General features: G+C 63.0%; 23 protein-coding genes and 3 pseudogenes. 11 read left to right on the top strand and 15 right to left on the bottom strand.

Translation table 11 applies throughout. The features are described 5' to 3' along the window. Nucleotides 1–12: 12 nt before the first annotated feature. Nucleotides 13–981: pseudogene (locus AUC70_RS16835) on the top strand (bifunctional [glutamine synthetase] adenylyltransferase/[glutamine synthetase]-adenylyl-L-tyrosine phosphorylase); the annotation flags it as partial. A 79-nt stretch (nt 982–1,060) separates the two neighbouring features. Next, nucleotides 1,061–2,869, top strand: a complete 1,809-nt coding sequence (locus tag AUC70_RS16830; RefSeq protein WP_141702100.1) for a bifunctional [glutamine synthetase] adenylyltransferase/[glutamine synthetase]-adenylyl-L-tyrosine phosphorylase — start codon at nt 1,061–1,063, stop codon at nt 2,867–2,869. Between the two features lie 7 nt (nt 2,870–2,876). Here AUC70_RS16830 and AUC70_RS12035 read toward each other — a convergent pair whose 3' ends face one another. The 4 genes and pseudogenes from AUC70_RS12035 to AUC70_RS12020 all read right to left on the bottom strand — a co-directional run bounded on the left by AUC70_RS12035 (nt 2,877) and on the right by AUC70_RS12020 (nt 10,311). Beyond that, entirely contained in the window at nt 2,877–4,715 is a 1,839-nt protein-coding gene (locus tag AUC70_RS12035) for a PAS domain-containing sensor histidine kinase (protein ID WP_069445054.1), read from the bottom strand. Nucleotides 4,716–4,720: 5 nt separating this feature from the next. Beyond that, nucleotides 4,721–5,059 carry a hypothetical protein gene (locus tag AUC70_RS12030; protein ID WP_069445053.1) on the bottom strand — a complete coding sequence of 113 codons (339 nt, stop codon included), beginning with the start codon at nt 5,057–5,059 and terminating at the stop codon, nt 4,721–4,723. Nucleotides 5,060–5,315: 256 nt separating this feature from the next. Continuing rightward, entirely contained in the window at nt 5,316–7,967 is a 2,652-nt protein-coding gene (gene pepN, locus AUC70_RS12025; RefSeq protein ID WP_069445052.1) for an aminopeptidase N, read from the bottom strand. A gap of 15 nt (nt 7,968–7,982) precedes the next feature. Then, a pseudogene (locus AUC70_RS12020) lies at nt 7,983–10,311 on the bottom strand (heavy metal translocating P-type ATPase). A gap of 119 nt (nt 10,312–10,430) precedes the next feature. Here AUC70_RS12020 and AUC70_RS12015 point away from each other — a divergent pair. The 5 genes from AUC70_RS12015 to dusA all read left to right on the top strand — a co-directional run bounded on the left by AUC70_RS12015 (nt 10,431) and on the right by dusA (nt 14,095). Continuing rightward, nucleotides 10,431–11,387, top strand: a complete 957-nt coding sequence (locus AUC70_RS12015) for a c-type cytochrome (protein ID WP_141702099.1) — start codon at nt 10,431–10,433, stop codon at nt 11,385–11,387. Nucleotides 11,388–11,473: 86 nt separating this feature from the next. After that, nucleotides 11,474–11,827 carry an ArsR/SmtB family transcription factor gene (locus AUC70_RS12010; RefSeq protein WP_069445050.1) on the top strand — a complete coding sequence of 118 codons (354 nt, stop codon included), beginning with the start codon at nt 11,474–11,476 and terminating at the stop codon, nt 11,825–11,827. After that, complete coding sequence (arsC, locus tag AUC70_RS12005; protein WP_069445049.1) at nt 11,824–12,234, top strand: arsenate reductase (glutaredoxin); 411 nt, start codon at nt 11,824–11,826, stop codon at nt 12,232–12,234. Before AUC70_RS12010 ends, arsC begins: the two co-directional genes overlap by 4 nt. Nucleotides 12,235–12,237: 3 nt before the next feature. Then, nucleotides 12,238–12,966, top strand: a complete 729-nt coding sequence (gene arsH / locus AUC70_RS12000) for an arsenical resistance protein ArsH (protein WP_280138249.1) — start codon at nt 12,238–12,240, stop codon at nt 12,964–12,966. A 109-nt stretch (nt 12,967–13,075) separates the two neighbouring features. Further along, nucleotides 13,076–14,095, top strand: coding sequence for a tRNA dihydrouridine(20/20a) synthase DusA (gene dusA / locus AUC70_RS11995; RefSeq protein WP_083241506.1), 1,020 nt, complete (start codon nt 13,076–13,078; stop codon nt 14,093–14,095). Nucleotides 14,096–14,134: 39 nt separating this feature from the next. Here dusA and AUC70_RS11990 read toward each other — a convergent pair whose 3' ends face one another. After that, a complete protein-coding gene (locus AUC70_RS11990; RefSeq protein WP_069445047.1) occupies nt 14,135–15,154 on the bottom strand; it encodes a TerC family protein in 1,020 nt (339 codons plus the stop codon). 37 nt (nt 15,155–15,191) lie between these two features. Further along, a complete protein-coding gene (locus AUC70_RS11985; RefSeq protein WP_158007439.1) occupies nt 15,192–16,127 on the bottom strand; it encodes a LysR substrate-binding domain-containing protein in 936 nt (311 codons plus the stop codon). Between the two features lie 282 nt (nt 16,128–16,409). Here AUC70_RS11985 and AUC70_RS11980 point away from each other — a divergent pair, with 282 nt between their 5' ends. Beyond that, nucleotides 16,410–16,904: a fasciclin domain-containing protein gene (locus AUC70_RS11980; protein WP_083241505.1), complete on the top strand. Its 495-nt coding sequence runs from the start codon at nt 16,410–16,412 to the stop codon at nt 16,902–16,904. Between the two features lie 72 nt (nt 16,905–16,976). On the opposite strand, the gene AUC70_RS11975 is transcribed toward AUC70_RS11980, so the two are convergent. From AUC70_RS11975 to AUC70_RS16825, 7 genes are all read right to left on the bottom strand, one after another. Continuing rightward, entirely contained in the window at nt 16,977–17,600 is a 624-nt protein-coding gene (locus AUC70_RS11975) for a methyltransferase family protein (protein WP_069445045.1), read from the bottom strand. 84 nt (nt 17,601–17,684) lie between these two features. Continuing rightward, complete coding sequence (locus tag AUC70_RS11970) at nt 17,685–19,187, bottom strand: phosphomannomutase/phosphoglucomutase (protein ID WP_069445044.1); 1,503 nt, start codon at nt 19,185–19,187, stop codon at nt 17,685–17,687. 144 nt (nt 19,188–19,331) lie between these two features. Further along, nucleotides 19,332–19,886: a retropepsin-like aspartic protease family protein gene (locus AUC70_RS11965; protein WP_069445043.1), complete on the bottom strand. Its 555-nt coding sequence runs from the start codon at nt 19,884–19,886 to the stop codon at nt 19,332–19,334. Nucleotides 19,887–19,953: 67 nt separating this feature from the next. Next, the gene (locus tag AUC70_RS11960; protein ID WP_069445042.1) at nt 19,954–20,655 is read right to left on the bottom strand and encodes a retropepsin-like aspartic protease family protein; all 702 of its coding nucleotides are present in this window, start codon (nt 20,653–20,655) and stop codon (nt 19,954–19,956) included. Further along, on the bottom strand, nt 20,652–20,846 hold the full coding sequence (locus AUC70_RS11955) for a DUF1289 domain-containing protein (RefSeq protein ID WP_069445125.1): 195 nt from the start codon (nt 20,844–20,846) through the stop codon (nt 20,652–20,654). Before AUC70_RS11955 ends, AUC70_RS11960 begins: the two co-directional genes overlap by 4 nt. 88 nt (nt 20,847–20,934) lie before the next feature. Next, entirely contained in the window at nt 20,935–22,095 is a 1,161-nt protein-coding gene (locus tag AUC70_RS11950; protein WP_141702098.1) for a sensor histidine kinase, read from the bottom strand. Further along, nucleotides 22,065–22,460, bottom strand: coding sequence for a hypothetical protein (locus AUC70_RS16825; protein ID WP_141702097.1), 396 nt, complete (start codon nt 22,458–22,460; stop codon nt 22,065–22,067). Before AUC70_RS16825 ends, AUC70_RS11950 begins: the two co-directional genes overlap by 31 nt. Before the next feature lie 263 nt (nt 22,461–22,723). Between AUC70_RS16825 and AUC70_RS11945 the strand changes: the two genes are divergently transcribed. The 3 genes from AUC70_RS11945 to AUC70_RS11935 all read left to right on the top strand — a co-directional run bounded on the left by AUC70_RS11945 (nt 22,724) and on the right by AUC70_RS11935 (nt 24,742). After that, on the top strand, nt 22,724–23,467 hold the full coding sequence (locus AUC70_RS11945; protein WP_069445041.1) for an MBL fold metallo-hydrolase: 744 nt from the start codon (nt 22,724–22,726) through the stop codon (nt 23,465–23,467). 70 nt (nt 23,468–23,537) lie between these two features. After that, a complete protein-coding gene (locus AUC70_RS11940; RefSeq protein ID WP_069445040.1) occupies nt 23,538–24,149 on the top strand; it encodes a uracil-DNA glycosylase family protein in 612 nt (203 codons plus the stop codon). A gap of 113 nt (nt 24,150–24,262) precedes the next feature. Next, complete coding sequence (locus tag AUC70_RS11935) at nt 24,263–24,742, top strand: Lrp/AsnC family transcriptional regulator (RefSeq protein WP_069445124.1); 480 nt, start codon at nt 24,263–24,265, stop codon at nt 24,740–24,742. 6 nt (nt 24,743–24,748) lie between these two features. Here the strand turns inward: AUC70_RS11935 and AUC70_RS11930 are convergent. Next, nucleotides 24,749–25,632, bottom strand: a pseudogene (locus tag AUC70_RS11930) (NAD(P)-dependent oxidoreductase). Between the two features lie 122 nt (nt 25,633–25,754). Then, complete coding sequence (locus AUC70_RS11925) at nt 25,755–26,453, bottom strand: 2OG-Fe(II) oxygenase family protein (RefSeq protein WP_069445123.1); 699 nt, start codon at nt 26,451–26,453, stop codon at nt 25,755–25,757. Between the last annotated feature and the right edge of the window lie 9 nt (nt 26,454–26,462).

The following is a 26,462-nucleotide window of genomic DNA, read 5'->3' as shown; positions in this document are numbered from 1 at the left end:
CGGAAGTCTTCGATGCCGAGCGCGGTGCGACGTCTTGCGTCGGTGCGAAAAGCCTTGGCCGAAGACCCAAGTGCTGCGCGCGCGGTCGAGTTTCTGGACTCGCCGCAGGTTGCTGCGTTTCTCACGGCCGTCTTCTCGGGTTCGCCTTTTCTTGCAGCGCTGTCGGAACGCAACCCGGACCTCCTTGCGGCGTGTCTGACGGAGGACCCGGATGCCCATCTGTCCCGGGCCGGCGCGGACCTCGAGGCCGGAATGGCGGAAGCTGCGTCCGAAGCCGAAGCCTTGGCCCTGCTGCGCGGCTTCAAGAAGCGGAGCGCATTGCTGACGGCGCTCGCCGATCTCGGTGGCGTTTGGACGACCGCCGAGACCCTGACCGGCTTGAGCGATGCCGCCGACATCTCGGTCCGGACCGCCGTCCGCTATCTGTTCCGCAAGGCGCATGAGGCCGGAAAGCTGACATCGGCCGACACCGACGGCTATTTCCTGATCGCCATGGGCAAGCTCGGCGCCATGGAGTTGAACTATTCCTCCGACGTCGACTTCATCGTGTTTTACGACCCCGAGCGGTCGCATCTGACCGAGACAACAGAGCCTTCAGCCTTCTTCGTAAAGCTGACGCGCGACGTGGTGCGCCTGCTGCAGGAACAGACCAAGGACGGCTACGTGTACCGGACGGACCTGCGGCTCCGTCCAGATCCCGGCGCGACGCAGATCGCGCTCTCGATCGACGCAGGGCTAACCTACTACGAGAGCTTCGGCCAGAATTGGGAGCGGGCGGCGCTGATCAAGGCGCGCATTGCTGCCGGAGACGAGACGCTCGGGCAGGACTTTCTCGAGCAGCTCTCGCCGTTCATTTGGCGGAAATATCTGGACTTCGCCGCCGTGGCCGACATCCACGCCATGAAGCGCCGCGTGCATGCGTTCAAAGGGCATGGGGCCATCGCCGTAAGCGGCCACGATATCAAGCTGGGGCGGGGCGGCATCCGGGACATCGAGTTCTTCACCCAGACACAGCAGTTGATCGCGGGCGGGCGCATCCGGAACTGCGGACCGCGGGACATTGCAGACGCTTGCCCGGCTTGCCGAAGGCGCATGGATCGATCCCGTGGCGGCACAGGAACTGTCGGAGGCCTATCTGTTTCTGCGCCGGGTCGAAAACCGCATTCAGATGGTGGGCGATCAGCAGACGCACATCATTCCCGCCGAACCGCAAGAACTCGACCGGCTCGCGCGGCTGTGCGGTTTCGCCGACACGGACGCCTTTGGCGATGCGCTGATCGCGCGGTTCACGTGTGTCGAAACGCATTATGGCGCCTTGTTCGAGAAGCTTCCCCAGCCGCCATCGTCCGTTTCCGGTCTTCTCGTTGGGGACGAGGCCGAACCGGAATCCGTCTCCGCGCTCCAGGAGCTCGGTTTCGAGAATCCGGGCGCCGCCATCGAAGCGATCAAGGCCTGGCAGGCCGGCCGCTATCCGGCCACGCGCAGCGCCAAGGCGCGCGAGCGTCTCACCGACTTTCTCCCCAACCTTCTGGAAGCCTTCAGCCGTACCGCTCAGCCCGATCTCGCCCTGTCGACCTTCGACAAGGTGATGGCCAACATGCCGGCGGGGTTGCAGCTGTTTTCGCTTCTCGCCGCCAATCCGAGCCTGTTGCGTCTCGTCGCCGACATCATGGGGACGGCGCCGCGGCTTGCAAAGATCCTCGCGCGCCGTCCTCTGCTCTTGGACGCGGTGCTCGACCCCGGGTTCTTCGGCGACGTGCCTACAACGGCGCAGCTCAAGGACGTCGTCGGCAGCACGTTGGCACTCGCGACAGACTACGAGGACGCGCTCGACCGCGCGCGGATCGTGGGGCGCGAGCAAAGCTTTCTCATCGGCGTTCGGGTGATCTCCGGCACGATCTCGGCGGAACTCGCGGGCGAGGCCTATGCCGCGCTTGCGGACACGCTGATCCAGGCGCTGTCGGACCGCGTCGGCGAGGAACTCGTCGCGCAGCACGGCCTTTTGCCGGACGGCATGATCGCGGTGCTGGCGATGGGCAAGCTCGGCGGCCAGGAGATGACCGCCGCGTCAGATCTCGATCTCATCACCGTCTACGACTATGCGGGGGACGATGCGAAGTCCGACGGCTCCCGAAGCCTTCCCGGTCCTCAATACTACACGCGGTTCACACAGCGGCTGATCTCGGCGCTTTCGGCCCAGACGGCGGAGGGGGCTCTCTACGAAGTCGACATGCGTTTGCGCCCGTCCGGCAGCCAAGGTCCCGTCTCCACCAAGCTGTCGGGCTTCATCGACTATCAAGAACACTCCGCGTGGGTCTGGGAGCATTTGGCGCTGACCCGTGCCCGTGTGGTGTCAGGGCCCGATTCAATGCGCGAGACGATCGAGACGACGATCCGCGGCGTATTGACGAGACCGCGTGACCGGGCAGCCGTCGCCGGCGAGGTGCACGAGATGCGCCGGAAGATTGCCGCCGAGAAGGGGACGACGGACATCTGGAATTTGAAGCAGGTCCGGGGCGGCATCGTGGATCTGGAGTTCATCACGCAGTTCCTCCAGCTCGTCAGCGCGGCCGAACGGCCCGACGTGCTGGATCAGAACGCCGAGGGAGCCTTGTCCAAGCTTGCGGCCGCGGGGATTCTCGAGCCTGCGGACGCGGAACTGCTCATTCCGGCGGCGCGGCTCTATCAATCGCTTACGCAGATCTTGCGGCTCTGTCTTGATGAGACCTTCACCGCCCACGATGCGCCGCAAGCTTTGCGGGATCTGTTGGCGCGGTCTGCCGACATGCCGGATTTCTCGATGTTGGAAGCGACGCTGAAGGATACGCTGGCGCGGGTGCAAGGCGCGTTCAACCGGCTCGTGTCGTGAGGTCAGCTCAGGCGCTCTGCGCCAGCGGTTCCTCAACATCGGCCGGACGTGGTGTGCGGATCGGCAAAGAACATGTCACCGTCGTGCCGTAGCCTTCGCGACTCTTGATCTCGAGCGTGCCCCCATGGAGCTCCACCAACGCGCGGGAGATGGCGAGGCCCAGGCCGCTGCCTTGATGGCTCTTGGAGAACTGGTTCTCGACCTGCTCGAAGGGCGTGCCGAGTTTCGTGATGTGGGCTTCGGCGATGCCGATCCCCGTATCCTTGATGGCGATCCTCAGCTGGCCGTTACTGCGCGTCAGCTTGACGTCGACGCGTCCGCCGTCGCGCGAGAACTTCACGGCGTTGGACAGCAGGTTGAGGAAGACCTGTTTCAGGTAGCGGCGGTCGGCCTGGATAGGGAAGCGCTCCGGCCCGTGACGTTCGAGCGCGATGTCGCGTTCGGCCGCAGCCTGGCTCACGACCTTCATGCTGTCTTGGACGATCTCGGCGACATCCACATTGCCCAGGTCGAGGGTCATCCGGCCGGCCTCGATCTTCGACATGTCGAGAATGTCGTTGATGACCTCGAGGAGGTAGGCGCCGCTGGAATAGATGTCGCGCGCATACTCCCCATACTTCTCGTGTCCGAGCGGACCGAACAGCGATTGCTGCATGACTTCCGAGAAGCCGATGATCGCGTTCAGCGGAGTCCGCAGTTCGTGGCTGATATTGGCGAGGAATTCGGACTTGGCCCGGTTCGCCGCTTCCGCACGGTTTTTCTCCAATGCGTATTTCTCGGCCAAGTCGACGAGTTGCTGCTTCTGATGCTCGAGTTCGCGGCGCGATAGGCGCAGTTCGGCGACGGAGGCGCGAAGCTGCTGCTCGCTCTCCGCATTCTTCGTTTGGCTCTGCTTAAGGTCGGTGATGTCCGTGCCGACGCTCACATAGCCGCCATCGCGGGTGCGGCGCTCATTGATGCGCAGCCAGCGGCCGTCTTCCAGCTGGGCTTCGTAGGTGCGGGACTGGCGGTCGTTTCTGCCCGCCACGGCATAGCGTTTGGAGACGATGGGCTCTGAGGCCGACGCGATGACCTCGTCGTAGGAACTGCCCGGCTGCACGATGTCGTCGGCCAGGCCGTGGAACTGCTGGTACTTGGTGTTGCACATCACCAGCTTGTTGTGATTGTCCCACAGCACAAAGGCCTCGGAGATGGTCTCGACGGCGTCGCGCAGGCGCGCGTTCGCATCGGCAGCGCCCGGGACGGCGTTCGGATCGGCAAGCACGGCCATGCCCGTGAGGTAAGGCTCGCCGGTTGCCGTATCGCGGGTGATGTGGCCGCGCAGGCGGATCGTTGCCCAGTGGCCGTCGGCATGGCGGAGCCGGAAGCACTGGTCGAACAGGTCGATCCCCTCGCGCATGAGACGGTCGAGTTCGGCGCGCAGGTCATCCTCTCGATGCAGCCGTTCGGCGAGCATCCCGTAGGAGACAATCTCGGACGAAGGCTCCAGGCCTAAGAGCGCATACATCGGCGGGGACCATTCCACGTGGCCGCGCGCCAGGTTCCAGCGCCAGACACCGCAGCCGGGGAGGGCTTGGGTCAGTTCGCGCGTGAGCGAGTCGGAGTCCCGCGTCTTCCCAAACGGGGTCAGATACCAGAACGCACCTGCGAACAGTGCGAGAACCAGTCCGCCACAGACGAGCAGCACTATTTCGATCACGGCGCTGCTGCGCCATCCTGCAAGCGCGCTGGCGACAGGCTGAATGAGGGTCAGTTGCGCATCGGTCCGCGGCACGTTGCGCACGGTCACCAAAGCATCGGTGCCGTCGTTCAGCGTGACGCGCATGACGCCGGCATCGGCGCCCATGATGGTCAGGGCTGTCCGGGGCCGAGAACGGTCAGCAGATTTCCTTGGTAGTCGCTGCCGATGGGCACGCGGGCCTGGATGCTGCCTTCGGCATCGGACAGCAGCACGACGCGGCCCTCGCGCGTGGCGCTGAGGGGCATGCTGCGCGCCAACTCTCCTTGCCAGTCCGCGCTGGATGCCAAGACGTCGGCGCTGAGCTTCAGAGAAGCGACATCGGCGTTTAGGGCCAGCTGCCGCCGGGCCGAGGTCAGGTCCGACTCTTTTCCGGCGCTGATTTGATAATAGAAGCCGAGGGCGGCGACGATCACGAAACCGACGAGGAAAACCGGGACAAGCTGCCTCAACCTCTCCGGCGATGGGAGGTATTGGTCAACGAGCGAGCGGATGTCCTGCCATCGTGGCCCCGCGATGGAATAGATTCCCGCACCTCGCGCAGGACGAGCCCGCGCCATTCGGTCCCCCTCTTCTCCTAATCACCGTCCCGGAGAAGTTGCCGCATCTCCGAATCGCTTCAGTCCATGGAATCGTTGACTGAAGCTTCTGTCTAGTAAAAACCTGTGGAAATTACGTTAACAAGTCGTTGACAGGAGAAGGCTGATTCTAGGCGCTGCCCAGCGTCTTGGTGACGATCTCGTAGGCGTCGGTGGACAGTTCGGCGCTCGACAGCCCCTGAAGGGCTTTCTTGGCATGGGCTTGCCGCCCAGGCTCGAGCGTTTTCCAGCTCTCGAAAGCGCCGAGCAGGCGCGCGGCGACATGCGGGTTGAAGCCATCGATCTTGAGGGCTTGCTGGGCGAGGAACGCGTAGCCCGCGCCGTCGGCCCGGTTGAAGCCGGACGGATTGCCCATGGCGAATGAGCCGATCAGCGCCCGAACGCGGTTCGGGTTCTTCAAAGAGAACTTCGGATGGCCGAGGAGACGGTGCACGGTAGCGACCGAGTCCGGCCTGCCTGCGCGCGCCTGCACCGCGAACCATTTGTCGAGCACAAGCGCATCGCCCTGCCAGCGCGTGTAGAAGTCGTCGAGCGCTTCGTCGCACTCGTCTGAGGGGATATGCGACAGGACCGACAGGGCCATGATGGAGTCGGTCATGTTGGTCGCGTTGCGATAGTGCCGTAGCGCGCGGTCGATGGCTTCTTGCGTGCCCGTGGCCGTCATCAAATCGAGCGCGGCGTTGCGCAGCGCGCGCCGTCCGGCGCTGTCCGGGTCGGGTGAGAAGGCGTCGTCCGTCGCGGTGGCCGCGTAGATTGCCGACAACGTGTCTGCCATGGCCTCGCTGAGAGTCTTCCGCAGCGTGTCGCGGGCCGCCAAGATCGCATCCGTGTCGACGTTGCGCCCAAGCTCGCGGGCAATGTCCGACTCGCTCGGCAGTTTCAACGTTTCCGCGCGATAGGTCGGCGCCAAGGTCTCGTCGCGCAGGCCCGGTTCCAGTGCCTGCGCAAGCCGTGCGGCCTGTGGTCCGCTGACGGGTCCAAGGTCGAGCCCGTCACGCGCCGCCGTGGCAATCAGATCCGTGGCGTAGGTCTGGGCAGCCTGCCAGCGGTTGAACGGATCGGCATCGTGGATCATCAGGAATTCGATCTGCTCAGGCTTCAGGCTGGTGGTCACACGCACGGGCGCGGAGAAATCCCGTAAGATCGAGGGTGTCGGCGGCGCAGGGATGTCCTCGAACTCGAACACCTGTTCCCGTTCGGTGACTTCCAGCAGGCCGCCGGGGACCGTTTCGCCGTTCAGCTTGAGGGGCAGTTCGTCGCCATTGGCGCCGATCAGACCCACTTTGAGCGGGATATGCATCGGCTCCTTGCTGCTTTGGCCCGGCGTCGGCGGGACGACCTGGTTCACTTTCAGCCGCGCCGTCTTGGCGTGCGGATCGTAGTCGAGGCTACACGCGATCTCCGGCGTTCCGCTCTGCGTATACCAGCGCATGAACTGGGTGAGGTCGCGGCCGGAGGCATCGGCCATGGCCGAGACGAAGTCTTCGACGGTCGCCGCGGTGCCGTCATTGCGTTCGAAGTACAACGCGATGCCCTGGCGGAAGGCGTCCTTGCCGATCAGCGTCTGCAGCATGCGGCAGAGTTCTGCGCCCTTCTCGTAGACCGTCGCCGTGTAGAAATTGTTGATCTCGATATACGAGGCGGGACGCACCGGGTGGGCGAGGGGGCCGGCATCCTCCGGGAACTGACGAGCCTTAAGGAGACGCGCGGTGAGAATGCGCATCACAGGTCCCATGCGGACATCGTCCGTGAACTCCTGATCGCGGAACACCGTCAGACCTTCTTTCAGGCAAAGCTGGAACCAGTCCCGGCAGGTGACCCGGTTGCCGGTCCAGTTGTGGAAATACTCGTGCGCGATCACGCTCTCGATGGATGTGTAGTCCGCGTCGCTCGCCGTATCGGGCCGTGCGAGCACAAGCTTGTCGTTGAAGATATTGAGGCCCTTGTTCTCCATCGCGCCCATGTTGAAGTCGGACACGGCGACGATGTTGAACACGTCGAGATCGTATTCGAGGCCGAAGCGTTCCTCGTCCCAGCGCATGGCGCGCTTCAGCGATTCCATCGCCCAGTCGCAGCGATCTTCCTTGCCGGGCTCGACATAGATTCCGAGCGCGACTTCGCGGCCCGAGGCCGTTGTGAAGGTGTCGTGGATCGACGCAAGGTTCCCGCCGACCAGCGCGAAGAGATAGGAGGGCTTCGGATGGGGATCGTGCCAGATGGCGTAGTGCCGCCCGGTCCCTTCGATCTCGCCGGCATCCACGGGGTTGCCGTTCGACAGCAGCACGGGCACGGACTTGCGGTCCGCCTCGAGACGCACGGTGTATGTCGCGAGCACATCGGGACGGTCGATGAAATAGGTGATGCGCCGGAAACCTTCGGGCTCACACTGGGTGCAATAGGTGCCGCTGGACAGGTACAGGCCCGACAGTTCCAAGTTCGCTTCGGGGTTGCAGCGCGTGACGATGTCTAGCGTGAAGGATCCGACGGGCGGGTTGGCGATCGTAAGTTTGCCGGGGGACAGCGTATACCGGCCGGCCTCGAGCTCCTGGCCGTTGAGCGCGATGCTTTCGAGCGTCAGCGCCTCGCCATCCAGGACCAGCGGGGTTCCGGCCACGGTTCCCGCGTTGGGTTCGATGGAGATCCGTGAGGAGACGCGTGCGCCCTTCGGTGCCAGGCTTGCGTCGAGCGCCACGTCCTTGATCAGGTACTCCGGCGGCGCATAGTCCTTGAGGAACTTCGTGGTGCGGCTCTGGTCGTTCATCCTTGGGGCCTCCGGTTACAGGTCAACACGGCGCAGGCGTAGAGCGTTCCCGACGACGGAAACGGACGACAGGCTCATGGCCGCGGCCGCGATCATGGGCGACAGCACGATTCCGGCGACAGGGTAGAGCACGCCGGCCGCGATGGGGACGCCAATCGCGTTGTAGCAGAACGCGAAGAACAGGTTCTGCTTGATATTGCGCATGGTGGCGCGCGCCAGTTTCACGCCGCGGGCGACGCCGCGCAGATCGCTTTTGAGCAGGGTCATATCCGCGCTCTCGACGGCGACGTCCGCGCCCGTGCCCATGGCGATGCCGACGTCGGCCTTGGCGAGCGCAGGTGCGTCGTTGATGCCGTCGCCCGCCATGGCCACGACTGCTCCCTGGTTCTCAAGCTCTTCCACGAGTTCCAGCTTCTCGCCCGGCGTCATGCCGGCATGAACCTCGTCGACCCCAAGCTGGTCGGCGACCGACCTGGCAGTCGTGATGTTGTCTCCGGTCGCCATCACGATGCGCAAGCCCAAGCCGTGGAGGGTGGCGACGGAGTCTTTGGCACTTTCCCGGATAGGATCGGCCACGGCGACAATGCCTGCGAGCCGGTTGTCGACCGCGAGATACACCACGGTCTTTCCCTCCTTGCGGAGCCGCGTCACCGTATCCTTGACGTCGAGGATGTTGATCCGGTGTTCGTCCATCAACTGGCTGTTGCCCAGCCGCGCCGCGTGCCCGCCGATGTTCCCGCCGACGCGGCCGATGACGCCTTGTCCTGTCACCGCCTCGAGTCCCGCGCCTTCTCGACCTTCACGCCTTTGTCGGACGCGCCTTTCAGGATCGCGACGGCGAGAGGGTGTTCGCTGCCGCTCTCGAGCGCGGCGGCAATGCCGAGGACCTTGGCGTCGGTAAAGCCGTTCACGGCCTCGATGTCGGTCAGGGCGGGTTTGCCTTCGGTGAGTGTGCCGGTCTTGTCCACCACGAGCGTGTCGACCTTGGCCAGGCGCTCCAGCCCGGCGGCATTGCGAATGAGGACGCCGGCCTGCGCGCCACGGCCCGTCGCGACCATGATCGAGATCGGCGTCGCAAGACCCAGCGCGCAGGGGCAAGCGATGATCAACACGCTGACCGCGGCCACGAGGGCGTAGGGAAGCTGAGGGGCCGGGCCGACGAGCAGCCAAGCGATGAAGGCGATCACGGCGACGGCAATGACGGCGGGGACGAAGTAGCCCGCGACGCTATCGGCAAGACGCTGGATCGGTGCGCGTGAGCGTTGCGCCTCGGCGACCATGTGCACGACCTGGGACAGCGTCGTTTCGGCGCCCGTTCGGTCCACGCGCATGTCGAACGACCCCGTGCCGTTGAGCGTGCCACCCGTGACCGTGTCGTTCTGCCCCTTGGCGACGGGCACGGGTTCGCCGGTCAACATCGACTCGTCGACTTGGCTGCGCCCATCGATGACGGTGCCGTCGATGGGAACCTGATCCCCGGGACGAACCCGCAAGATGTCACCGACCTGCACGTCGGCGAGCGGGACGGTTTCGGTCTCGCCACCCGCGTGGACGCGCAACGCCGTCTTGGGCGCAAGGTCGAGCAGGGCGCGGATGGCGCCGCCGGTCTTTTCGCGGGCGCGCAGTTCGAGGACCTGTCCCAGCAGGACCAGCGCGACGATGACGGCGGCCGCCTCGAAATAGACGGGCACCAGTCCGTGTTCATCGCGCATGGTTTCCGGGAACAGGCCCGGTGCGACCGTGCCGACGACGCTGTAGAGATAGGCCGCGCCCGTGCCGAGGCCGATCAGGGTGAACATGTTCAGGTGGCCGGTGCGCAAGGACTGCACACCGCGCACGAAGAACGGCCAGCCGCACCACAGCACCACGGGTGTCGCCAGGGCGAACAGGAGCCATTGCTTGGCATGCGGCTCCAGGAACGGCAGCAGGTCGAGCCCGAACAGATGCCCGCTCATCTCGATGGCGGCCACGATCAGCGCGAGCGGCGCCGCGACCCAAAGGCGCCGTGTGAAATCGATGAGTTCCTCGTTGGGCATATCCTCCGTAGGGATCCCCATGGGCTCCAAGGCCATGCCGCAGATGGGCACGCGCCCGGGCCCTCTTGGACAATCTCAGGGTGCATGGGACAGGTGTACAGCGTACCCGGCGGGGCGGGCTCCGGCTCGGGCGCGCCGTTCAGGTAGCGCTCGGGATCGGCGGTAAACTTCGCGAGGCAGCCCTTCGAGCAGAAGTGATAGTCTATGCCGTCATGCGCCGTGCTCGGCTTGCCGGCAGTGAGGTCGACGGTCATGCCGCAGACAGGGTCGACGGCGGTTTCGGAAGGCTGGAGCGTTTTGTCTGTCATGCTTTCAGGATCGTGATCACGTTAGGCTCATATACTCGTTCACGCGCTGCTTCGCATCTGCTACGCGGAAGTGAGGATGCGACACGCTGGTCATTCGGGGTGAGAGGGGACCATTCGGCTTGAGAACAGTTGCATGGGAATTGTGCATCGCCTTGGCGGCGGTTGCGGGGGTTGGCGCAGGGTACCTGCTCACGGAAGGCGGCACCACGGTTCGTTATCCTTCGAACGTGCCGCAAAAGATCGACGCGCTGGACCCGGGGCCCAAGACCGACCTGATCCGGTACGGCCGGGATCTTGTCGAAGACACGCCGCGTTTCATCGGCAAAGATGCACAGAATTCCGCAATGGCCTTTGGCGGCAACAATTTGTCCTGCCAGAGTTGCCATTTGAATGCTGGACTGAAGCCTTTCGCCGCGCCCTTCGTGTCGACGGCGGCGACATTCCCGATGCTTGTGGACAACAAGGTCATCACGCTGCCCGATCGCATCAACTCGTGCATGAGGCTCGGTCTGAACGGGAAGCCGTTGCCGGAAGACAGCCGCGAGATGTTGGCCTTGATCGCCTATCTCGAATTCGTGGGCAAGGACACGCCGGAGGGCGTGCGCCTGCCGGGCTCGGGATTGATGCCGATCGCGGTTCCCCGCGATGTGCCGAGTGCCCGGCGCGGCGAGACGGTTTACGCGCAGCACTGCCTGAGTTGTCACGGCCAGGACGGGCAGGGCGCGCCGAGGCTGCCGCCCGAGGTCGGTTATTACGTGCCGCCGCTTTGGGGCGAGGACAGCTTCAATGGCGGGGCGGGTATGGGCCAGATCGCCTATGCAGCCTCGTACATCCGCGCCAACATGCCCATCGGGGTGGACCATGAGAACCCGGTCCTGAGCGTGCAGGATGCCTGGGACGTCGCGGCCTACATGATCGTGCATCCGCGGCCGATGGCGCCGGCACGGCAGCCCGTCGCGCCGATGATCATCGAAGAACTTCCGATTCCAGCGCCGGCGGATGCCAATGCGGCCCTGCCGGGGCAGGAACTCGTCCCCGACCTCACCGTTCCGCCGCCCCCGCCCCGCGCGCCTTAGCGTTTACGTAGCGGCTCGATGTCGCATACGGCGCGTGGGTAGGCGCAAGACCTTGCGCCTGCGTATACTTCCATTATTCTCGATATATGGATTTTAATCAGAGCTTGATCGCGCTCTCGGCGCTTGGCCAGGAGACGCGGCTGGAAGTCTTTCGGCTTCTGATCCGGGCCGGCGATCGCGGCATGCAAGCCGGAGAAATCAGCGACGCCTTGGATGTCCGGCAAAACACGATGTCGGCCAATTTGAGTGTGCTCGTGCGCGCAGGCCTGATCCGCAACGTGCGCGAGGGCCGAACCATCCGCTATTACGCAAATATCAACGGCATCCGGGGCCTGCTCGCGTTCCTGATGGAAGACTGCTGCGGCGGCAATGCCGAGCTGTGCAAAACCGTTCTCGACGAAATCGCCTGCGAGTGCGGAGAAGGAGAAAGAGCATCGTGACCGCCGTCATCCACCACAATCCCAACTGCGGCACGTCCCGCAACACGCTCAAGATGATCGAAGCGTCTGGCGAGGACGTCCGTGTCATCGAGTATCTCGAAACGGGATGGACGCGGCCGCAGTTGATCGCCTTGTTTGCGGGCGCATCGCTCACGCCGCGCACGGCACTGCGGGTCAGCAAATCTCCGGCCGAAGAGTTGGGGCTTACAGATCCGTCTGTATCCGACGAGGCGATCCTCGATGCCATGCTGGAGCATCCCATCCTGGTCAATCGGCCGATCGTCGTGACGCCCAAGGGCATTCGCCTGTGCCGCCCGAGCGAACTTGTGCTCGATCTCCTGGAGAATCCGCATTTTGGCGTCTTCACCAAGGAAGACGGTGAGCAGATCGATACGGGGAGGGCGTAGGGCTTGGCGGACCAGCAGGACGGACACGATCTTCCCAATATCGACGTCGCGTGCATGCAGCCGGTCGACGTGGCCTACTATGCCGGCCCCGACGATCCGGGCCACAAGCCGCGCATTCTTATCCTCTATGGGTCCTTGCGCGCGCGTTCTTTCTCGAAGCTGTTGGCGTTGGAGGCGGAGCGCCTTTTGAAATGGCATGGCTGCGAAACCCGCATCTTCGATCCACGCGGCTTGCCGTTGCCGGACGCGGAGGAAATCGATCATCCCAAAGTTCAGGAATTGCGGGACCTTGCGGCGTGGTCGGAAGGAATGGTCTGGGTTTCGCCGGAGCGGCACGGTGCGATGTCCGGCATCATGAAAGCGCAGATCGACTGGATTCCGCTGGCGCTCGGCGCGGTGCGTCCGACGCAAGGTAAGACTCTTGCCGTGATGCAGGTCTGCGGCGGTTCGCAAAGCTTCAACACCGTCAACCAGATGCGCGTTCTTGGACGCTGGATGCGGATGGTGACGATCCCGAACCAGTCTTCCGTGGCGAAGGCTTTTCTCGAGTTCGACGACAATGATCGCATGAAGCCCTCGGCCTATTACAATCGGGTCGTGGATGTTATCGAAGAGCTCGTGAAGTTCACCTATATGGTGCGCAGCCGCGCGGCGCCTCTCGTCGATCGCTATTCGGAACGCGTCGAGAGCGCGGAAGAACTGTCAAAACGGGTCAATCAGCGCAGTCTTTAATACGTACTTCGCATGGGCTTGCGCATATACCCGCGCGGTGGCTCATTACCGCCTTGCGATTGCCGCACTGTGCCACCACTTACAAAGGGCTAATCCCAAAGTTGAGCAGATGTCTTTGAAACCAGATTCGCACCGTTTCTGCGTCGCGCCGATGATGGAATGGACCGACCGCCACTGCCGCACGTTTTTGCGGCTGATTTCGGCGCGCGCTTTTCTGTACACCGAGATGGTGACCGCCGATGCGGTGCTCCATGGCGATCGCGTTCGTGTCCTCGGGTTCAATGCTGCCGAACATCCCGTCGGGCTGCAGCTCGGCGGCAGCGATCCCGCAGGTCTCGCCGAGGCCGCGCGGATCGGCGCCGAATGGGGCTATGACGAAATCAATCTCAACATTGGCTGCCCATCGGACCGGGTGCAGTCCGGCCGGTTCGGCGCCTGTCTCATGGCGGAGCCGAAACTTGTCGCGGAGTGCGTCGGCGCGATGACGGACGCCGTCGACGTTCCGGTGACGGTCAAATGCCGTATCGGTATCGACGATCAAGATACGGAAGAAAGCCTCGACCGGTTTGTCGATACGGTCGCGGACGCCGGCTGCATGATGTTCATCGTTCATGCGCGCAAGGCCTGGCTCGACGGATTGAGCCCGAAAGAGAACCGCGACGTGCCCCCTCTGGACTACGACCGTGTCCATCGCCTGAAGACCCGGCGCAGCGATCTTGCCATCGTCATCAATGGCGGTCTTGGCTCGCTGCCGCATGCGGCGCCGCATCTTGTCCACGTGGACGGTGTGATGCTGGGCCGCGCGGCTTACGCGGATCCGTATCTCCTGGCCGCCGTGGACCAGACGCTCTACGGCGAAGCGGAGGTCCCACTTACACGCTTCGAGGTGCTCGATCGCTTTATCGACTATGTCGGGGGCGAGCTCGACCGCGGTGTGCGGTTGAATGCGATGACCCGGCATGTGCTCGGCCTGTTCCATGGACAGCCGCGGGCGCGCGCCTTCCGGCGGCATATCGCCGAGAATGCGCACTTGCCTGGCGCCGGCGTCGAGGTGCTTGAGCAGGCCCGCGACATCGTCAGCGGCACCGTGCCGGAAACGCGGACGGCGGAGAACAGATCCGCCGCTTAGGCGTCCATCGGCCGCTCGTCGCGCTGAGCCACAGCGCTCCTAGACATCCCCAGGTTTTGCGTTCTGAACCTTGTCGTTCGGGCTCGGGGGTTCGGGATCGCGCTGCGTGCGCCAGAGCGAGTAGAGGATCCCGCCGGCGATCAACGCGATTGTCACGCTGAGCGACACCGATGAGGGGAACTTCTCCCAGCCTGCGAGGTCGGCGACGAATATTTTCGAGCCGATGAACACCAAGATCATGGCGAGGGCAGGCTTGAGGTAGGAAAATCGATCGATCACGGCGGCGAGCGCGAAATAGAGCGCGCGCAAGCCAAGGATCGCGAAGATGTTGGACGTATAGACCACGAACGTGTCGGTGGTGATCGCGAAGATGGCGGGAATGCTGTCGAGAGCAAAGATCACGTCGACGATCTCGATCAGGATCATCGCGACGAAGAGAGGCGTGACCCATGTGAGGATCTTGCCGGTCTTGTCGTCGGGCTGCCGGATGAAGAAGCGCTGTCCATGCAGCTTGGGCGTGATGCGCAAGAATCGCCGCATGATTCTCAGAGCGAAGTTCTCTTCGATGTCCGGCTCATCGTCTCCTGGAAGCAGCATCTTGATGCCGGTGAAGATCAGCAGCAGCGCAAAGATGTACAGTACCCAGTGGAAGCTCGCGACGAGCCAGGCGCCCAACGCAATGACGATGCCGCGCAGCAGGATGACGCCGAGAATGCCGTAGAACAGCACCCGGTGCTGATAGATCCGGGGAATTCCGAAGTAGGTGAAAATCAGCGACATGACGAAGATGTTGTCCATGGACAACGTCTTCTCAACGAGGAATCCGGTGAGATACTCCTTGCCGCTGGTGGGCCCGATATTGAGCCAGACCCACGCGCCGAAGGCGAGGCCGATCGTGATGTAGAAGGCGCTGAGAAGCAGGCTTTCCCGGACGCCGATTTCCCTGGCCTTGCGGTGAAACAGTCCAAGATCGACCGCAAGCAGAATGACCACGATGGTCATGAAGATTGCCCACATCCAAGCGGGCTTGCCCATGACCAGGGTGTCGATGAACGCCATGTAAGAAAAACTCCGGAAAATCGTGGTGGTAGCGCCGCTAGGCGACCGACTCCGCCCGTGTCTTAACACGGCTGGGGCCGAATTCATCTTTTACGATGTTCCGGATCAATACGGCGAGATTGTCGAAATTATGTTGTGGGTTCTTTGATTTGCGCCAGAGCATGCCAATGGTCCGGCTCAACCCACGGCTGCCAATGTCGAAGGTCTTGAAACGGGGGTCTTTGCTGACGACGCTGCGGACATAAAGTCCGGGCATTAGGCTCACGCCGAGGCCCGTGGCCATCATTTCACGCAGCGTATCCAGGCTGGTGCCCTCGTAGTCGTAGCGCAGATTCGCGCCGCATTCCGCCGCGAGGTTGACGACCAGTTCGCGGAGCTGGTGGCCCGGTCCAAGGGCCAGGAGGTCGACCCCCTCGAGGTCGGCCGCCTTGATGCTGGACCGGTTGGCCAGCTCGTGGTCGATCGGGACGGCGAGATAAAGCGGTTCCTCGAAAAGGACAGCCTCCTTGGCGTTCTGGTTCACGGGGAGGGGGGCGATGATCACGTCGTGAATGCCCTCGGCCAGTTCCCGGGGAAGGGCGTGAGGCAACTCCTCGCGGGCGTAAAGCTTGAGCTTGGGGTAGGTCGCGTGAAGGGTGGGGTCGACGCGCGGGAGAAGATAGGGCCCGATCGTGGGCGGCAGCCCTAGGCGCACGACGCCGGCGATGCCCGAGCCCACGTTCCCCGTAATATCGACGATGCGCTGGGCGTCCTGAAGCATACGGCGCGCGATCTCGACGACTTCGAAGCCGAGGGGGGTGACCACCACATTCGATCGCGACCGCTCGACAAGCTCGACGCCCAATCGCTGCTCCAGCGTGCGAAGCTGCTCGCTCAGCGTGGGTTGGGTGACATTCACCCGCTCGGCGGCTCGTCCGAAGTGACGGTTGTCGGCGACGGCGACCAAATATTCCAATTGTCTCAGTGTGGGCATGGCAGTTACCCCTTCCATACTGCGATGTAGGGTACTGCGTTTCCTATGCAATAATCATAGGAAATTCCTATCAAAATCATCGATCATTCTATCGAAATGCCCTTCTGGCCATTGGCAACGGGTGCGGGCCTTGCCCCGCGGCCAGTTCGGCCGACGTCATCGCAAATCTCGATGATTTGCCAGCAGGCTTCCAATTGGCCGCCCGGTCGAAGCCTTCCCATGTAGGCATTAGCCGGACAATTCGGCTCTTGGTGAACGTCAACATGAACAGGAGAAACTGACATGATGTGGAAGTCGATCGCGAGTGCCGCCGTAGTGGGTCTGATGCTTGCGGGGACTGCGCAAGCCAGCCAATCGCCCAATCTCTACGAGCGCGCCGAAAGCGAAGGCTCCTTCGAGACATTTGTGGCCGCGGTGAACGCGGCGGGTCTGTCGGACGCGCTAAAGGGTAGCGAGGAATGGACCATCTTCGCCCCGACGGACGAAGCATTCGCAGCGTTGCCTGATGGCACTGTCGAGCGGCTGCTCAAGCCTGAGAACAAGGACGAGTTGGCCGTTGTGCTCAAGAACCACATCATTCCCGGCAAGAACTTCGTGAGCGCGTGGTTCAATGAAAAGGTCGCGATCGAAACGAAGGCCGGTAACGACATCGAGGTGGACGGCATGACGGGCAATCCGTTCCTCGTAGGCGATGCGCAGATCGTCAGGAAGAACATCCCCGCCTCGAACGGCATGATCCATGCGCTCGACGGCGTGCTCATGCCGGCGGACTCGTAGGACTAGTTGGAAGAGTGGTGTGGCGGCCGTTCGCGTAAGCGGGCGGCCGCTTTGTTTACGACGCCGTCTGCCTTAGCCGGTGCGGCGGGACGGCTGCGTCTTCTCGATCAGGTATTGGATGAACCCCGGCAGGTCGAAGAAACGCGCCGTGCGGTTCTTGTACTCGAGATAGGTCGCGCCGTAGCGATCCTCGAGCCATTGCTCCTCGGTCAGCGCCATCAGGACGTAGACGCAGCTGGCCGAGAACGCCAGGGGAACGGTGAGCCAGGAGTCGGCCATGATGACCGTCCCGATCAGACCGAGGATCGATGAAGCATATTGCGGGTTGCGGCTGAAACGGTAGAGGCCGTGGCTAATCAATCCGTCCTCGCCGCAATACGTATTGCCGAGGCCGAGATTGAAGTAGCCGAATACCGTGATGCCGAAGCCAACAAGGAACAGCGGAAGGCCAATGATGAGGCGACTGAGATCGACCAGGCCAGCGCTATTCCAATCCAGAATACCCATGACGAAGGTCAGCACCATGCCGGCGCGGAACAACGTCCAGAAGGTTACACTCTGCCAAGTCCCCGGGCCGGGCGTCGGCCAAACCCGGAAGGGCGGGAAGAACAGGGTCCGCAGCATCAGGAAATTCAGCGTGATGCCGACGATGAGGCCCACAACGAAAACGGCGTGTGTGTAACTGAAATCGATCATGACAAGCGCGGACCAGACCAGACTCGGATTGCAGATTTGCGACAGTCAGCTAACGGTTTTGTTGCGTTGTCGTGCGGTCGTTTTCTAGATCTTCTGATTATATTCGCCTACTTCCGGATGATTGGCGAGTTCCTTGTCGATCTCGGCGAAGATGGCCCGCATGTTGGCCTCCGACGTGGGGCTTTCGACCACGACCACGAGCTCGGGCTTGTTCGACGAAGCGCGCACAAGCCCCCAGGTGCCGTCTTCGAGCACGATGCGAATTCCGTTGACGGTAATCAGTTCACGGATTTTCTGGCCCGCTAGCGTTTCGCCGCGCTCCGCGACATCCTCGAAGTGCTTCACGACCTGGTCGACCACGCCGTATTTGGTCTCGTCGGCGCAGTGCGGCGACATGGTGGGAGACTGCCACGTGCGGGGAAGGGCGTCCTTCAGTTCGGCGAGGGTCTTGCCGGGACTGCGCTCGAGCATGTCGAGCACCGCCATGGCTGAAACCAGCCCGTCGTCGTAGCCGCGGCCGATCGGCTTGTTGAAGAAGAAGTGCCCGGACTTCTCGAAGCCGACCAGGGCGCCGTTCTCGTGGCTGTAGCGCTTGATGTAGGAGTGACCGGTTTTCCAATAGGCCGTATGCGCCCCGTTCTCGATGAGAACCGGGTCCGTCTTGAACAGGCCGGTGGATTTCACGTCGACGACGAAATGGGCGTTCTTGTGGAGCGCAGAAATATCCCGCGCAAGCATCACGCCGACCTTGTCGGCGAAGATGGCCTCGCCTGTATTGTCGACAACACCGCAGCGGTCGCCGTCACCGTCGAAGACGAGGGCGAGATCGGCCTTGTGTTCCAGGACCGCGTCGCGCGTGGCGTTCAGCATCGCGAGGTCTTCGGGATTGGGATTGTGTGCGGGAAAGCTGTGGTCGAGTTCGCAATTGAGCGGGACCACCTCGCAGCCGAGCTTAGACAGCACCTCAGGAGCGAAGGCCGCCGCCGTGCCGTTGCCGCACGAGACGACCACCTTCATTTTGCGCGTGTATTTGGGGTGCTTCAGCAGATCGGCCATGTAGCGCTCGGGCAGATCGGGCACGTAGATGTACCGTCCGCCTCCGTCGTACTCGCCGAATTCGGCATTCATCACGATCTCTTTCAGCCGGGTCATATCATCCGGCGAGAAGGTCAGCGGGCGGTCGATGCCCATCTTGATGCCGGTCCAGCCATTGTCGTTGTGACTGGCGGTGACCATGGCGACGCCTTCCACGTCGAGCTCGAACTGGGCGAAATAGGCCATCGGCGACAGCGCCAAGCCAATGTCGTGAACCTCCGCACCACCGGCCAGAAGCCCTGTGATCAGCGCGGCCTTGATGGCCGACGAATAGGACCTGAAGTCGTGGCCGACGACGATCCGCAGGGGAACGCCGCGTTCGCGCATCAGCGTCGTGAGCCCGAGGCCAACCGCTTCCATGCCGAGGAGATTGATTTCATCCGGAAAGAGCCAGCGGGCGTCATATTCCCGAAAGCCCGTGGCTTTGACGAGGGGAAGGCGCTCGAACGCGGCGGTGTTGGGGACGAGATCCTGGCGTGGCTTCGGGAACATTCTGTCTCCTCGCGGATGATGGGGCTTGGGGGCGCGCGGCTTGGCGACCGGGCCGGTTGGGAACGCAATAGCAGAATTTCCCCTGCATCCACCAGTCCCGAGGGGGCCGGTGCGCGGGAAGGGCCCAAGGCCGTGGGGTCAAGGCTATTGGTTCAGAACCAGTTCGTCGCCGCTCAGGTTGAAGCTCTCCAGGCGCCCCAGAAAGCTCATGCCGAGCAGGTTGACGTCGAGCGCGCCTTTCTCCGCGACGGCGGCAGGGACGTCGCGGAGCGTGATACTTCCGACGCGGATCCGCGACAGGGTCACCGGGGCGACCTTGGCGATGCCGTTGGCCGTGGAAACGCGCGCACTGAAATCGAGGTTGGCCGGCGAGAGGCCGGCGCGCCGGGCATCCTCATAGGTCAGCGCCACGATGGACGCGCCCGTATCGGCCATGAACGTCACGGGCCGTCCATTCACCTTGCCCGTGAAGACGAAGTGACCGCGCCGGTCCGCCTTCAGCCGGACCACGCCCGAGAATCCCGTATCGGTCTTCTCGTCGGGTTCGGATCGCGACGTGAGGATGCTAGGCATCTCGCCATCGGACGCGACGACCAAGGCCTTTATGTCTTCAAAGAAATAGATGCCGACAAAGAGGGCTGCAGCGACCAGGAGCCACTGGGCCGCCTCTTGTAGAAGGTGTTTGTTCGCCGACCGCACAACGCGCCTCGCCGTCTCGGATCTTCGGTCCGGGAGGCTCGTTTGCGGGCCTTGTCAGCCGGTCAAGTCAGCCGCGCAAGGTCAGATAGTCCCCGGAGAATTCATAGGAGCGCAGGCGGCTTAAGAAACTCATACCGAGCAGGCTCTGGGACAGCGCCCCCGGCTGAGCGATGAGCGCCTCGACCCTGGTGCGGTCCAGAGGGCCGACCGAGACATCGTCGAGCCAGACCCGCGCGGCCATGGTGCGGCCATTGGCGGTCAGGACGGGCACCCGGAAGGTCATCTCCTCGACGTCGATGCCCGCGGCCTGGGCATCTTCCGGTCTCAGGACGATCGAGGAGGCGCCGGTGTCCACGATCATGGAAACCGGCTCGCCGTTGATCTCGACATTGGCCGTGAAGTGACCGTTCAGGCGCTTTCTGAGTTTGACCTCGGTGAGACCGCCCGTGCTCGTCTCGACGGTCATGGCGGTACCGGGCAGAAGTTCGCCCACAACGCGCGCGGCGATCGGCGTCAATTCATCCTTGTAGGCATAAATCGTCACGAGACCGAGGCCGAGCGCGAGCCAGGTGACCGCGTCGCGGGCCACTGTCGCCGCCCCGCCGCCATAGCGGCCGAGCAGCCCACCTCCCAGATAGATGAGCAGCGCCAGCAGGAAGACGCCGTAGCCGAACGTGGTCTCGTCGACACCTGCGATCATGCCCGAGTCGTTGCCGACGAGCAGCATGCCGCCGAGTGCAAGGACGAACAGGGCGACCCAGGTGGTCATGACGCGGTCTCGCCCTCCGCGGTCTCACGCTCGAGTTGGCGCATCCGCTCAGGCAGCGCCGCCATGATCGCGCGCCGTTCCGCGGGGCTCATATCGACCCAGCCGGCGATTTCGGCGCCGCTGCGGCCGCAGCCGACGCAAAGGCCCGACGCATCGTCGAGCATGCAGACATTGACGCAAGGCGTTTCCAAGCGACCCTCGCTGTTTTGAAGCACAAGCTTCCTATGTAGTCGCTGGGGTGTGGGAGGGCAATCGGCGCAGGTCGCCGCACCTTTGGGGCTAGCTCGCCCGTTTCTCCCAAAGGGCCTGAGTCTTCGGCTTCTCTTCAGGCTCCTGTTCGCCCGGCTCGGCGAGCCTCGGCAAAGCCTCCATGATGCGGCCCGGGGGCAGCGTGACGGTGACTTCGGTCCCGTAACGCAACTTGCTCTTGAGCTCGAAGCTGCCGCCATGGAGCTCGGTCAGCCCCTTGGTGATGGGTAGACCAAGACCGGTGCCGCCTTCCGCCGTCTGATGCGCCAGCGAGCCTTGCCCGAAACTGCGCAGGACACGGGGTATCTCGTCGTCCGGGATGCCGGGGCCTGTGTCCTTGACGGTGAGGGCCTGCCCGCCCGCGCTCGACCGCCCCACTTTCAGTGTGATGGTCCCGTTGGCAGGCGTGAACTTGATCGCGTTGGAGAGCAGGTTGAGACAGATCTGCCGCATTGCGCGCTCGTCCGCCCAGACATTCGGCAGGTTCTCCTCGAAGGCTTGGTTGATCTGCAGGCCCTTATTGTCGGCGCGGACGCGCATCAAATGGTGGCACTCCTCGGCGATGGCGGTCAGCGAGATGGGAGCTTCGTGGAGCTCGTAGCGGCCCGCTTCGATCCGGCTGATGTCGAGGATTTCGTCGATCAGGGTCAGAAGGTGCTGGCCGCTCTCGTGGATGTCGCTCGCGTACTCTTTATACGTGGGATTGGCATGCGGACCGAAAGCCTCGTCGCGCATGATCTCGGAAAAGCCGAGAATGGCGTTGAGAGGTGTTCTCAGTTCATGGCTCATCGTGGCCAGGAAGCGCGACTTGGCGAGGTTGGCTTCCTCCGCTCGCAATCGTGCTTCGTCGGAAATCGACTTCGATTGCTCGAGTTCGCCGATCAACGCGTCTTTTTCCGCGCGGAACTCCAGCATGGAGACCACGGTGCTGTTGAAGCCGTTCATCAGCCACAGGAAGTAGAGGTGGACAGCCACGGCCATCATGGCCATGGCCCAGTAGAACGAATCGTTGAGCAGCGCGAAGCGGATGACGATCGCCGCCGTCATCGGCAACGTGCCTGCGTAGACAATGGGCATGACGGTCGAGGCGAACAGCATGCGCATCGAGATCACGACCAGCACGGCCGCGAAGATGAACGTGTAGCCGGCGACATCTTCCGTCAGTGGGCTGACGAAAACCACCGATGCCACGTGACCCCGTACAGGAACTCAGCGGCGGTGATTTTCGACCGCCACGATGCGACGTTCATCCCGTCGCGCGATTCCTTGGAGAATTGCCGGCAGATCCCTACGAGGATGCCCTTGGTGACGAAGATGCAGCACAGCCAAAGGAGCAGCTGGCGGGGTGAAGACCAGAACATCGCGCCCATGGCGACGACGACGGCAAGCAGCGGCGTGGTGATGGCGGCCGATAGTTCGTTCCTGACGAACATCATCAGGAGTTCGTAGTCGAACTCGGGCTTGCCGGCGGATTTATAGGAGAGTTTTTCGCGAGCCTCTTGGACGCTGCGGAATGCGCGCCGCTTCTGTCCGCTCAACGAGCTAGGACCAGCCACTGGGGCTTCCGCTGACGCACCACTCAACATTTCTTCAGGAACCCGCACCCTGACCGCAAACAAGAACACACACGGGGGTCCCGTGGATGCGCGACCGCATCCACCCCGTCCCCCGACGTTAGGCTTAACAAGAAGTATCTAGCGAAAATCCTAATGAGCCGTTTACCCGCGCGCCGCCCTGGCACCGGTCTTGAAGTGGAGGATTGAGAGACCACATGAAACCGATACCCCAGGCTGGGGGAGGGGGAGCAAATGGGAACACGATGCAACTGACCGTCGTCGGGTGCGGCGATGCGTTTGGCGCCGGAAACCGGCTGCAAACCTGTTATTTTGTCCGCTCGGAAACGTCGACCTTTCTGATCGATTGTGGCGCGACGACACTGATCGGCCTGAGCCGGCTGGGCTTGTCGCCGAACGATATTGACACAGTGTTTGTGTCACATCTGCACGGCGATCACATCGGCGGACTCCCGTGGCTCTTGATCCATGCCAAGTATATCGGTTTGAGGACACGGCCCCTGGTGATCGTCGGCCCCAAGACGACCGAAGAGCGTTTCATCACCCTGACCGAGGCCGTCTATCCCGGCACGCTGGCCAGTGGTGTCAACTTCGATCTCGTTTTCGTCGAGCATCAAGAACAAGTCCCTCTCGAAATGAATGGCGTCTCGGTCACGCCGTTCGAAGTGCACCATCCCTCCGGTGCGCCGCCCTACGCGATGCGGTTCGGCATCGACGGCAAGACCGTGTCCTTCACCGGCGATACAGGGTGGGTCGATGTCTTGCCCGAGGTCTCGCGGGGAGCCGACCTCTTCATCTCGGAGTGCTTCCAATACGACCTCGAGATGGCGATGCATCTCGACTACAAGACTATCGACGCCAACTACGAGAGCCTCGCGGCGAAGCGCGTCTTGTTGACCCATATGGGCCAAGAGATGCTCGATGCTCGCGGCAAGGTGGATCTTGCGCGCTACGAGCTCGCCGAAGACGGTATGGTGATCGACCTCTGACCACCGCGGCGCTCGCGAGTGAGCCGCGTGGCTTTGCGTCTCTCGGTCCCTAATTGCGTCTTGGTGCCCGATGTCGGACTTCAATGCGATCCTGAGTGCGATCCGGCACTGCCGTATCTGCGTGGAGACGCCACGCGGCCGGCCATTGCCGCATGAGCCGCGCCCCGTTCTGCGGGCCAGCACGACAGCGCGCCTGGCCATTTGCGGTCAAGCGCCGGGGACGCGCGTGCACCGCTCCGGCAAACCCTTCACCGACCCCTCCGGCGACCGCTTGCGCTCCTGGCTGAACATGACGCCCGAGACGTTCTACGACGAAGCCCGGGTCGCCATTGTGCCCATGGGCTTCTGCTTTCCGGGGCTCGACGCCAAAGGAGGCGATCTGCCCCCGCGGCGAGAGTGCGCGGCGCGTTGGCATCCCGAGCTCTTCTCAGCGCTGCCGAACGTCGAGCTGATCCTGGCGGTCGGGGCGTACGCCCAGGCGTTCCATCTGGGGTCGGCGCGGGGAAAGACGTTGCAGGAAACGATGCTCAACTGGCGCGCGCATCTCAAAGAGCCAAGGAGCCCACGTGTGTTCCCGCTGCCGCATCCGTCCTGGCGGAACAATGCCTGGCTGAAGAAGAACCCGTGGTTCGAGGACGAACTGCTTCCGATCCTGCGCCGCGAGGTCAGCAAGGTCGTGTGAGCCTGCTTGCGGACCGTGGAATATTTATCTACGGTATCGGCCTATTCTGGTGAAAATTAGAACTGTGTTTCTAATCGGCCTGAATATCCCGCCTATTTTCTCGGATGGCTTCGATGCTGGATCGGATGGACCGCAAGATCCTGGAAATCTTGCAGGAGGATTGCACGTTGCCGGTCGCCGAGATCGGCAAGCGGATCGGGCTGTCCACGACCCCGTGCTGGCGGCGCATCCAAAAGCTCGAAGAGCAAGGGGTGATCGAACGGCGTGTGGCACTGCTGGACGCCAAGAAAGTCAATGCGGGCGTGACGGTGTTCGTGTCCATCACGACCAGCAACCACACCAAGGAATGGCTCGAGCGTTTTCATGCCGCACTCGCCGACTTTCCGGAGGTTGTCGAGTTCTACCGCATGAGCGGGCAGATCGACTATCTCTTGCGCGTGGTGGTGCCGGACATCGAACGCTACGACGCGTTCTACAAGCGCCTGATCGCCAAGATCGAACTCTCCGATGTGAGTTCGGCCTTCGCCATGGAGCAGATCAAGTTCACGACGTCCTTGCCGCTCAGCTATGCCGCGGAAGAAAAGCGCACCTAAGCGGCGCTAGGACGGCTTCGTCTCGTCACGGCTGAGCCGTGCGATCAGGCTGGATGTGTCCCAGCGCCGCCCGCCCATTTCCTGGATATCGGCATAGAACTGATCGACGAGCGCGGTGACGGGCAGGCTCGCGCCGTTGCGGCGGGCTTCGTCGAAGCAGATCCCGAAGTCCTTACGGACCCAATCGACGGCAAAGCCGAACTCGAACTCGCCCGCGATCATGGTCTTCCAGCGATTTTCCATCTGCCAGGACTGCGCGGCGCCCTTGGAGATGGTGGCGATGACCTTCTCCATGTCGAGCCCGGCGCGCATGCCGAAATTGAGCGCTTCGGCGAGCCCCTGGATGAGCCCGGCGATGCAGATCTGATTGACCATCTTGGTGAGCTGTCCGGCGCCGGACGGCCCGATGAGATTGACGGCGTGGGCGAACGCGGCGATTGCGGCTTGCGCCTTCGCGAAGTCCGTCTCGTCGCCGCCCACCATCACCGTGAGCTTGCCGTTCTCGGCACCAGCCTGTCCGCCGGAGACTGGTGCGTCCAGCGCGCCGGCGCCGCGGCTCTTCGCGGCCTCATAGAGTTCGCGGGCAATCTCGGCAGACGCGGTGGTGTGGTCCACATGGACCGCGCCGGATTTCATTGCTTCGATAGAGCCGTCAGGGCCAAGGGTCACCGCGCGCAGATCATCGTCATTGCCGACGCAAGTGAAGACGATATCGGCGTCCGCCGCTGCCGCCGCCGGTGTGGCTCCGAACGATCCGCCGTGCTCGGCGACCCATTTCTCGGCCTTTTCGCGCGTGCGGTTGAACACGGTCACATCGTGTCCGCTCGCGCGAGATGGCCGGCCATCGGGTATCCCATCACGCCAAGACCGATCCACGCGACTTTGCTCATAGAGCCCCCGTCTTTCTTGCCTTCGTCCGTATCGCGGCAACCATAAAGGAAATGGCCGGGACGAACCCGGCCATTCTCTCATTCTTCAAGTCTCGCGGCCGACGGCCTGCGCGTCGGGGCCGTCAGTCGATCGGCGCCTCGGGGAACGCGAGCTGTTCGCGTGCGCGCCACTCGTCGGTCACGTAGTTGATGATCAGCGACTTGCGGACGCCTTTGATCGGACGCCTCTCGAAGCCGTGGTAGGTGTTGTCGCCGGGCACGAAGACAAAAGCGAGGTTCGGCGCGAAGGGTGAGCGCGCCACGTGGCTCTTGTCCGCGTCGTAGACATCGGTGCCGAGATTGTCATGTCCGTCCTCGTCGGAGAGGTAGAGGAGCATGGTGAAAGACTTCACGCCCAGATCCGTATGCGGCTCGAGCCAGAAACCATCCGTATCTTGCGCGAATTCGATGCGCAGATAGGTGCCGCTGAGGTCGGTGCCGAAGGTCTTCTCGATCATGTCGGTGATGCGCTTGTCCTGGAACGCCTCGGACACGGCACTCACGGAAGCGAACTTGTCCCGGTTCTCAACGTCGAAATATCTGCGCGTGGCGTTGTGGAGTTCGCGCTTGCCGGAAACGCCGTCGAGCGACGGGGCCGGGAAGGGGAGGCCGAGAATGTCCTCGATCGTATCGTCGGGGAAACACTTCTTCAGCACCCAGTGCGGATACGGAGCGTCGCTGTGATCCCCGTTCGCCACGCTTTCGGTGAAGGTGCGAATGACGTCGTCCGCCGTACTCTTCGCGGCGACATCCGCCTGCTGCAAGGCTGCGCTTTCCCTCATGGTGTCGGT

It is taken from the genome of Methyloceanibacter stevinii (assembly GCF_001723355.1).
In the GTDB taxonomy this organism is placed as follows: domain Bacteria; phylum Pseudomonadota; class Alphaproteobacteria; order Rhizobiales; family Methyloligellaceae; genus Methyloceanibacter; species Methyloceanibacter stevinii.
The sequence above is the reverse complement of the archived record's forward strand: the minus strand, read 5'-3'. Positions and strand labels throughout refer to the sequence as shown.

Excerpts from the sequence above, each read along its gene's own strand:
- pepN (WP_069445052.1), bottom strand. The coding sequence starts at position 7,967 with ATGAACGACCAGAGCCGCACCACGAAGTTCCTCAAGGACTATGCGCCG.
- AUC70_RS12010 (WP_069445050.1), top strand. The coding sequence starts at position 11,474 with ATGGATTTTAATCAGAGCTTGATCGCGCTCTCGGCGCTTGGCCAGGAG.
- AUC70_RS11975 (WP_069445045.1), bottom strand. The coding sequence starts at position 17,600 with ATGATCGATTTCAGTTACACACACGCCGTTTTCGTTGTGGGCCTCATC.
- AUC70_RS11990 (WP_069445047.1), bottom strand. The coding sequence starts at position 15,154 with ATGGCGTTCATCGACACCCTGGTCATGGGCAAGCCCGCTTGGATGTGG.
- AUC70_RS11940 (WP_069445040.1), top strand. The coding sequence starts at position 23,538 with ATGTCGGACTTCAATGCGATCCTGAGTGCGATCCGGCACTGCCGTATC.
- AUC70_RS11945 (WP_069445041.1), top strand. The coding sequence starts at position 22,724 with ATGCAACTGACCGTCGTCGGGTGCGGCGATGCGTTTGGCGCCGGAAAC.
- dusA (WP_083241506.1), top strand. The coding sequence starts at position 13,076 with ATGTCTTTGAAACCAGATTCGCACCGTTTCTGCGTCGCGCCGATGATG.
- AUC70_RS11935 (WP_069445124.1), top strand. The coding sequence starts at position 24,263 with ATGCTGGATCGGATGGACCGCAAGATCCTGGAAATCTTGCAGGAGGAT.
- AUC70_RS11980 (WP_083241505.1), top strand. The coding sequence starts at position 16,410 with ATGATGTGGAAGTCGATCGCGAGTGCCGCCGTAGTGGGTCTGATGCTT.
- AUC70_RS11960 (WP_069445042.1), bottom strand. The coding sequence starts at position 20,655 with ATGACCACCTGGGTCGCCCTGTTCGTCCTTGCACTCGGCGGCATGCTG.
- AUC70_RS11985 (WP_158007439.1), bottom strand. The coding sequence starts at position 16,127 with ATGCCCACACTGAGACAATTGGAATATTTGGTCGCCGTCGCCGACAAC.
- AUC70_RS12035 (WP_069445054.1), bottom strand. The coding sequence starts at position 4,715 with ATGGGCGCCGATGCCGGCGTCATGCGCGTCACGCTGAACGACGGCACC.
- AUC70_RS11925 (WP_069445123.1), bottom strand. The coding sequence starts at position 26,453 with ATGAGGGAAAGCGCAGCCTTGCAGCAGGCGGATGTCGCCGCGAAGAGT.
- AUC70_RS11970 (WP_069445044.1), bottom strand. The coding sequence starts at position 19,187 with ATGTTCCCGAAGCCACGCCAGGATCTCGTCCCCAACACCGCCGCGTTC.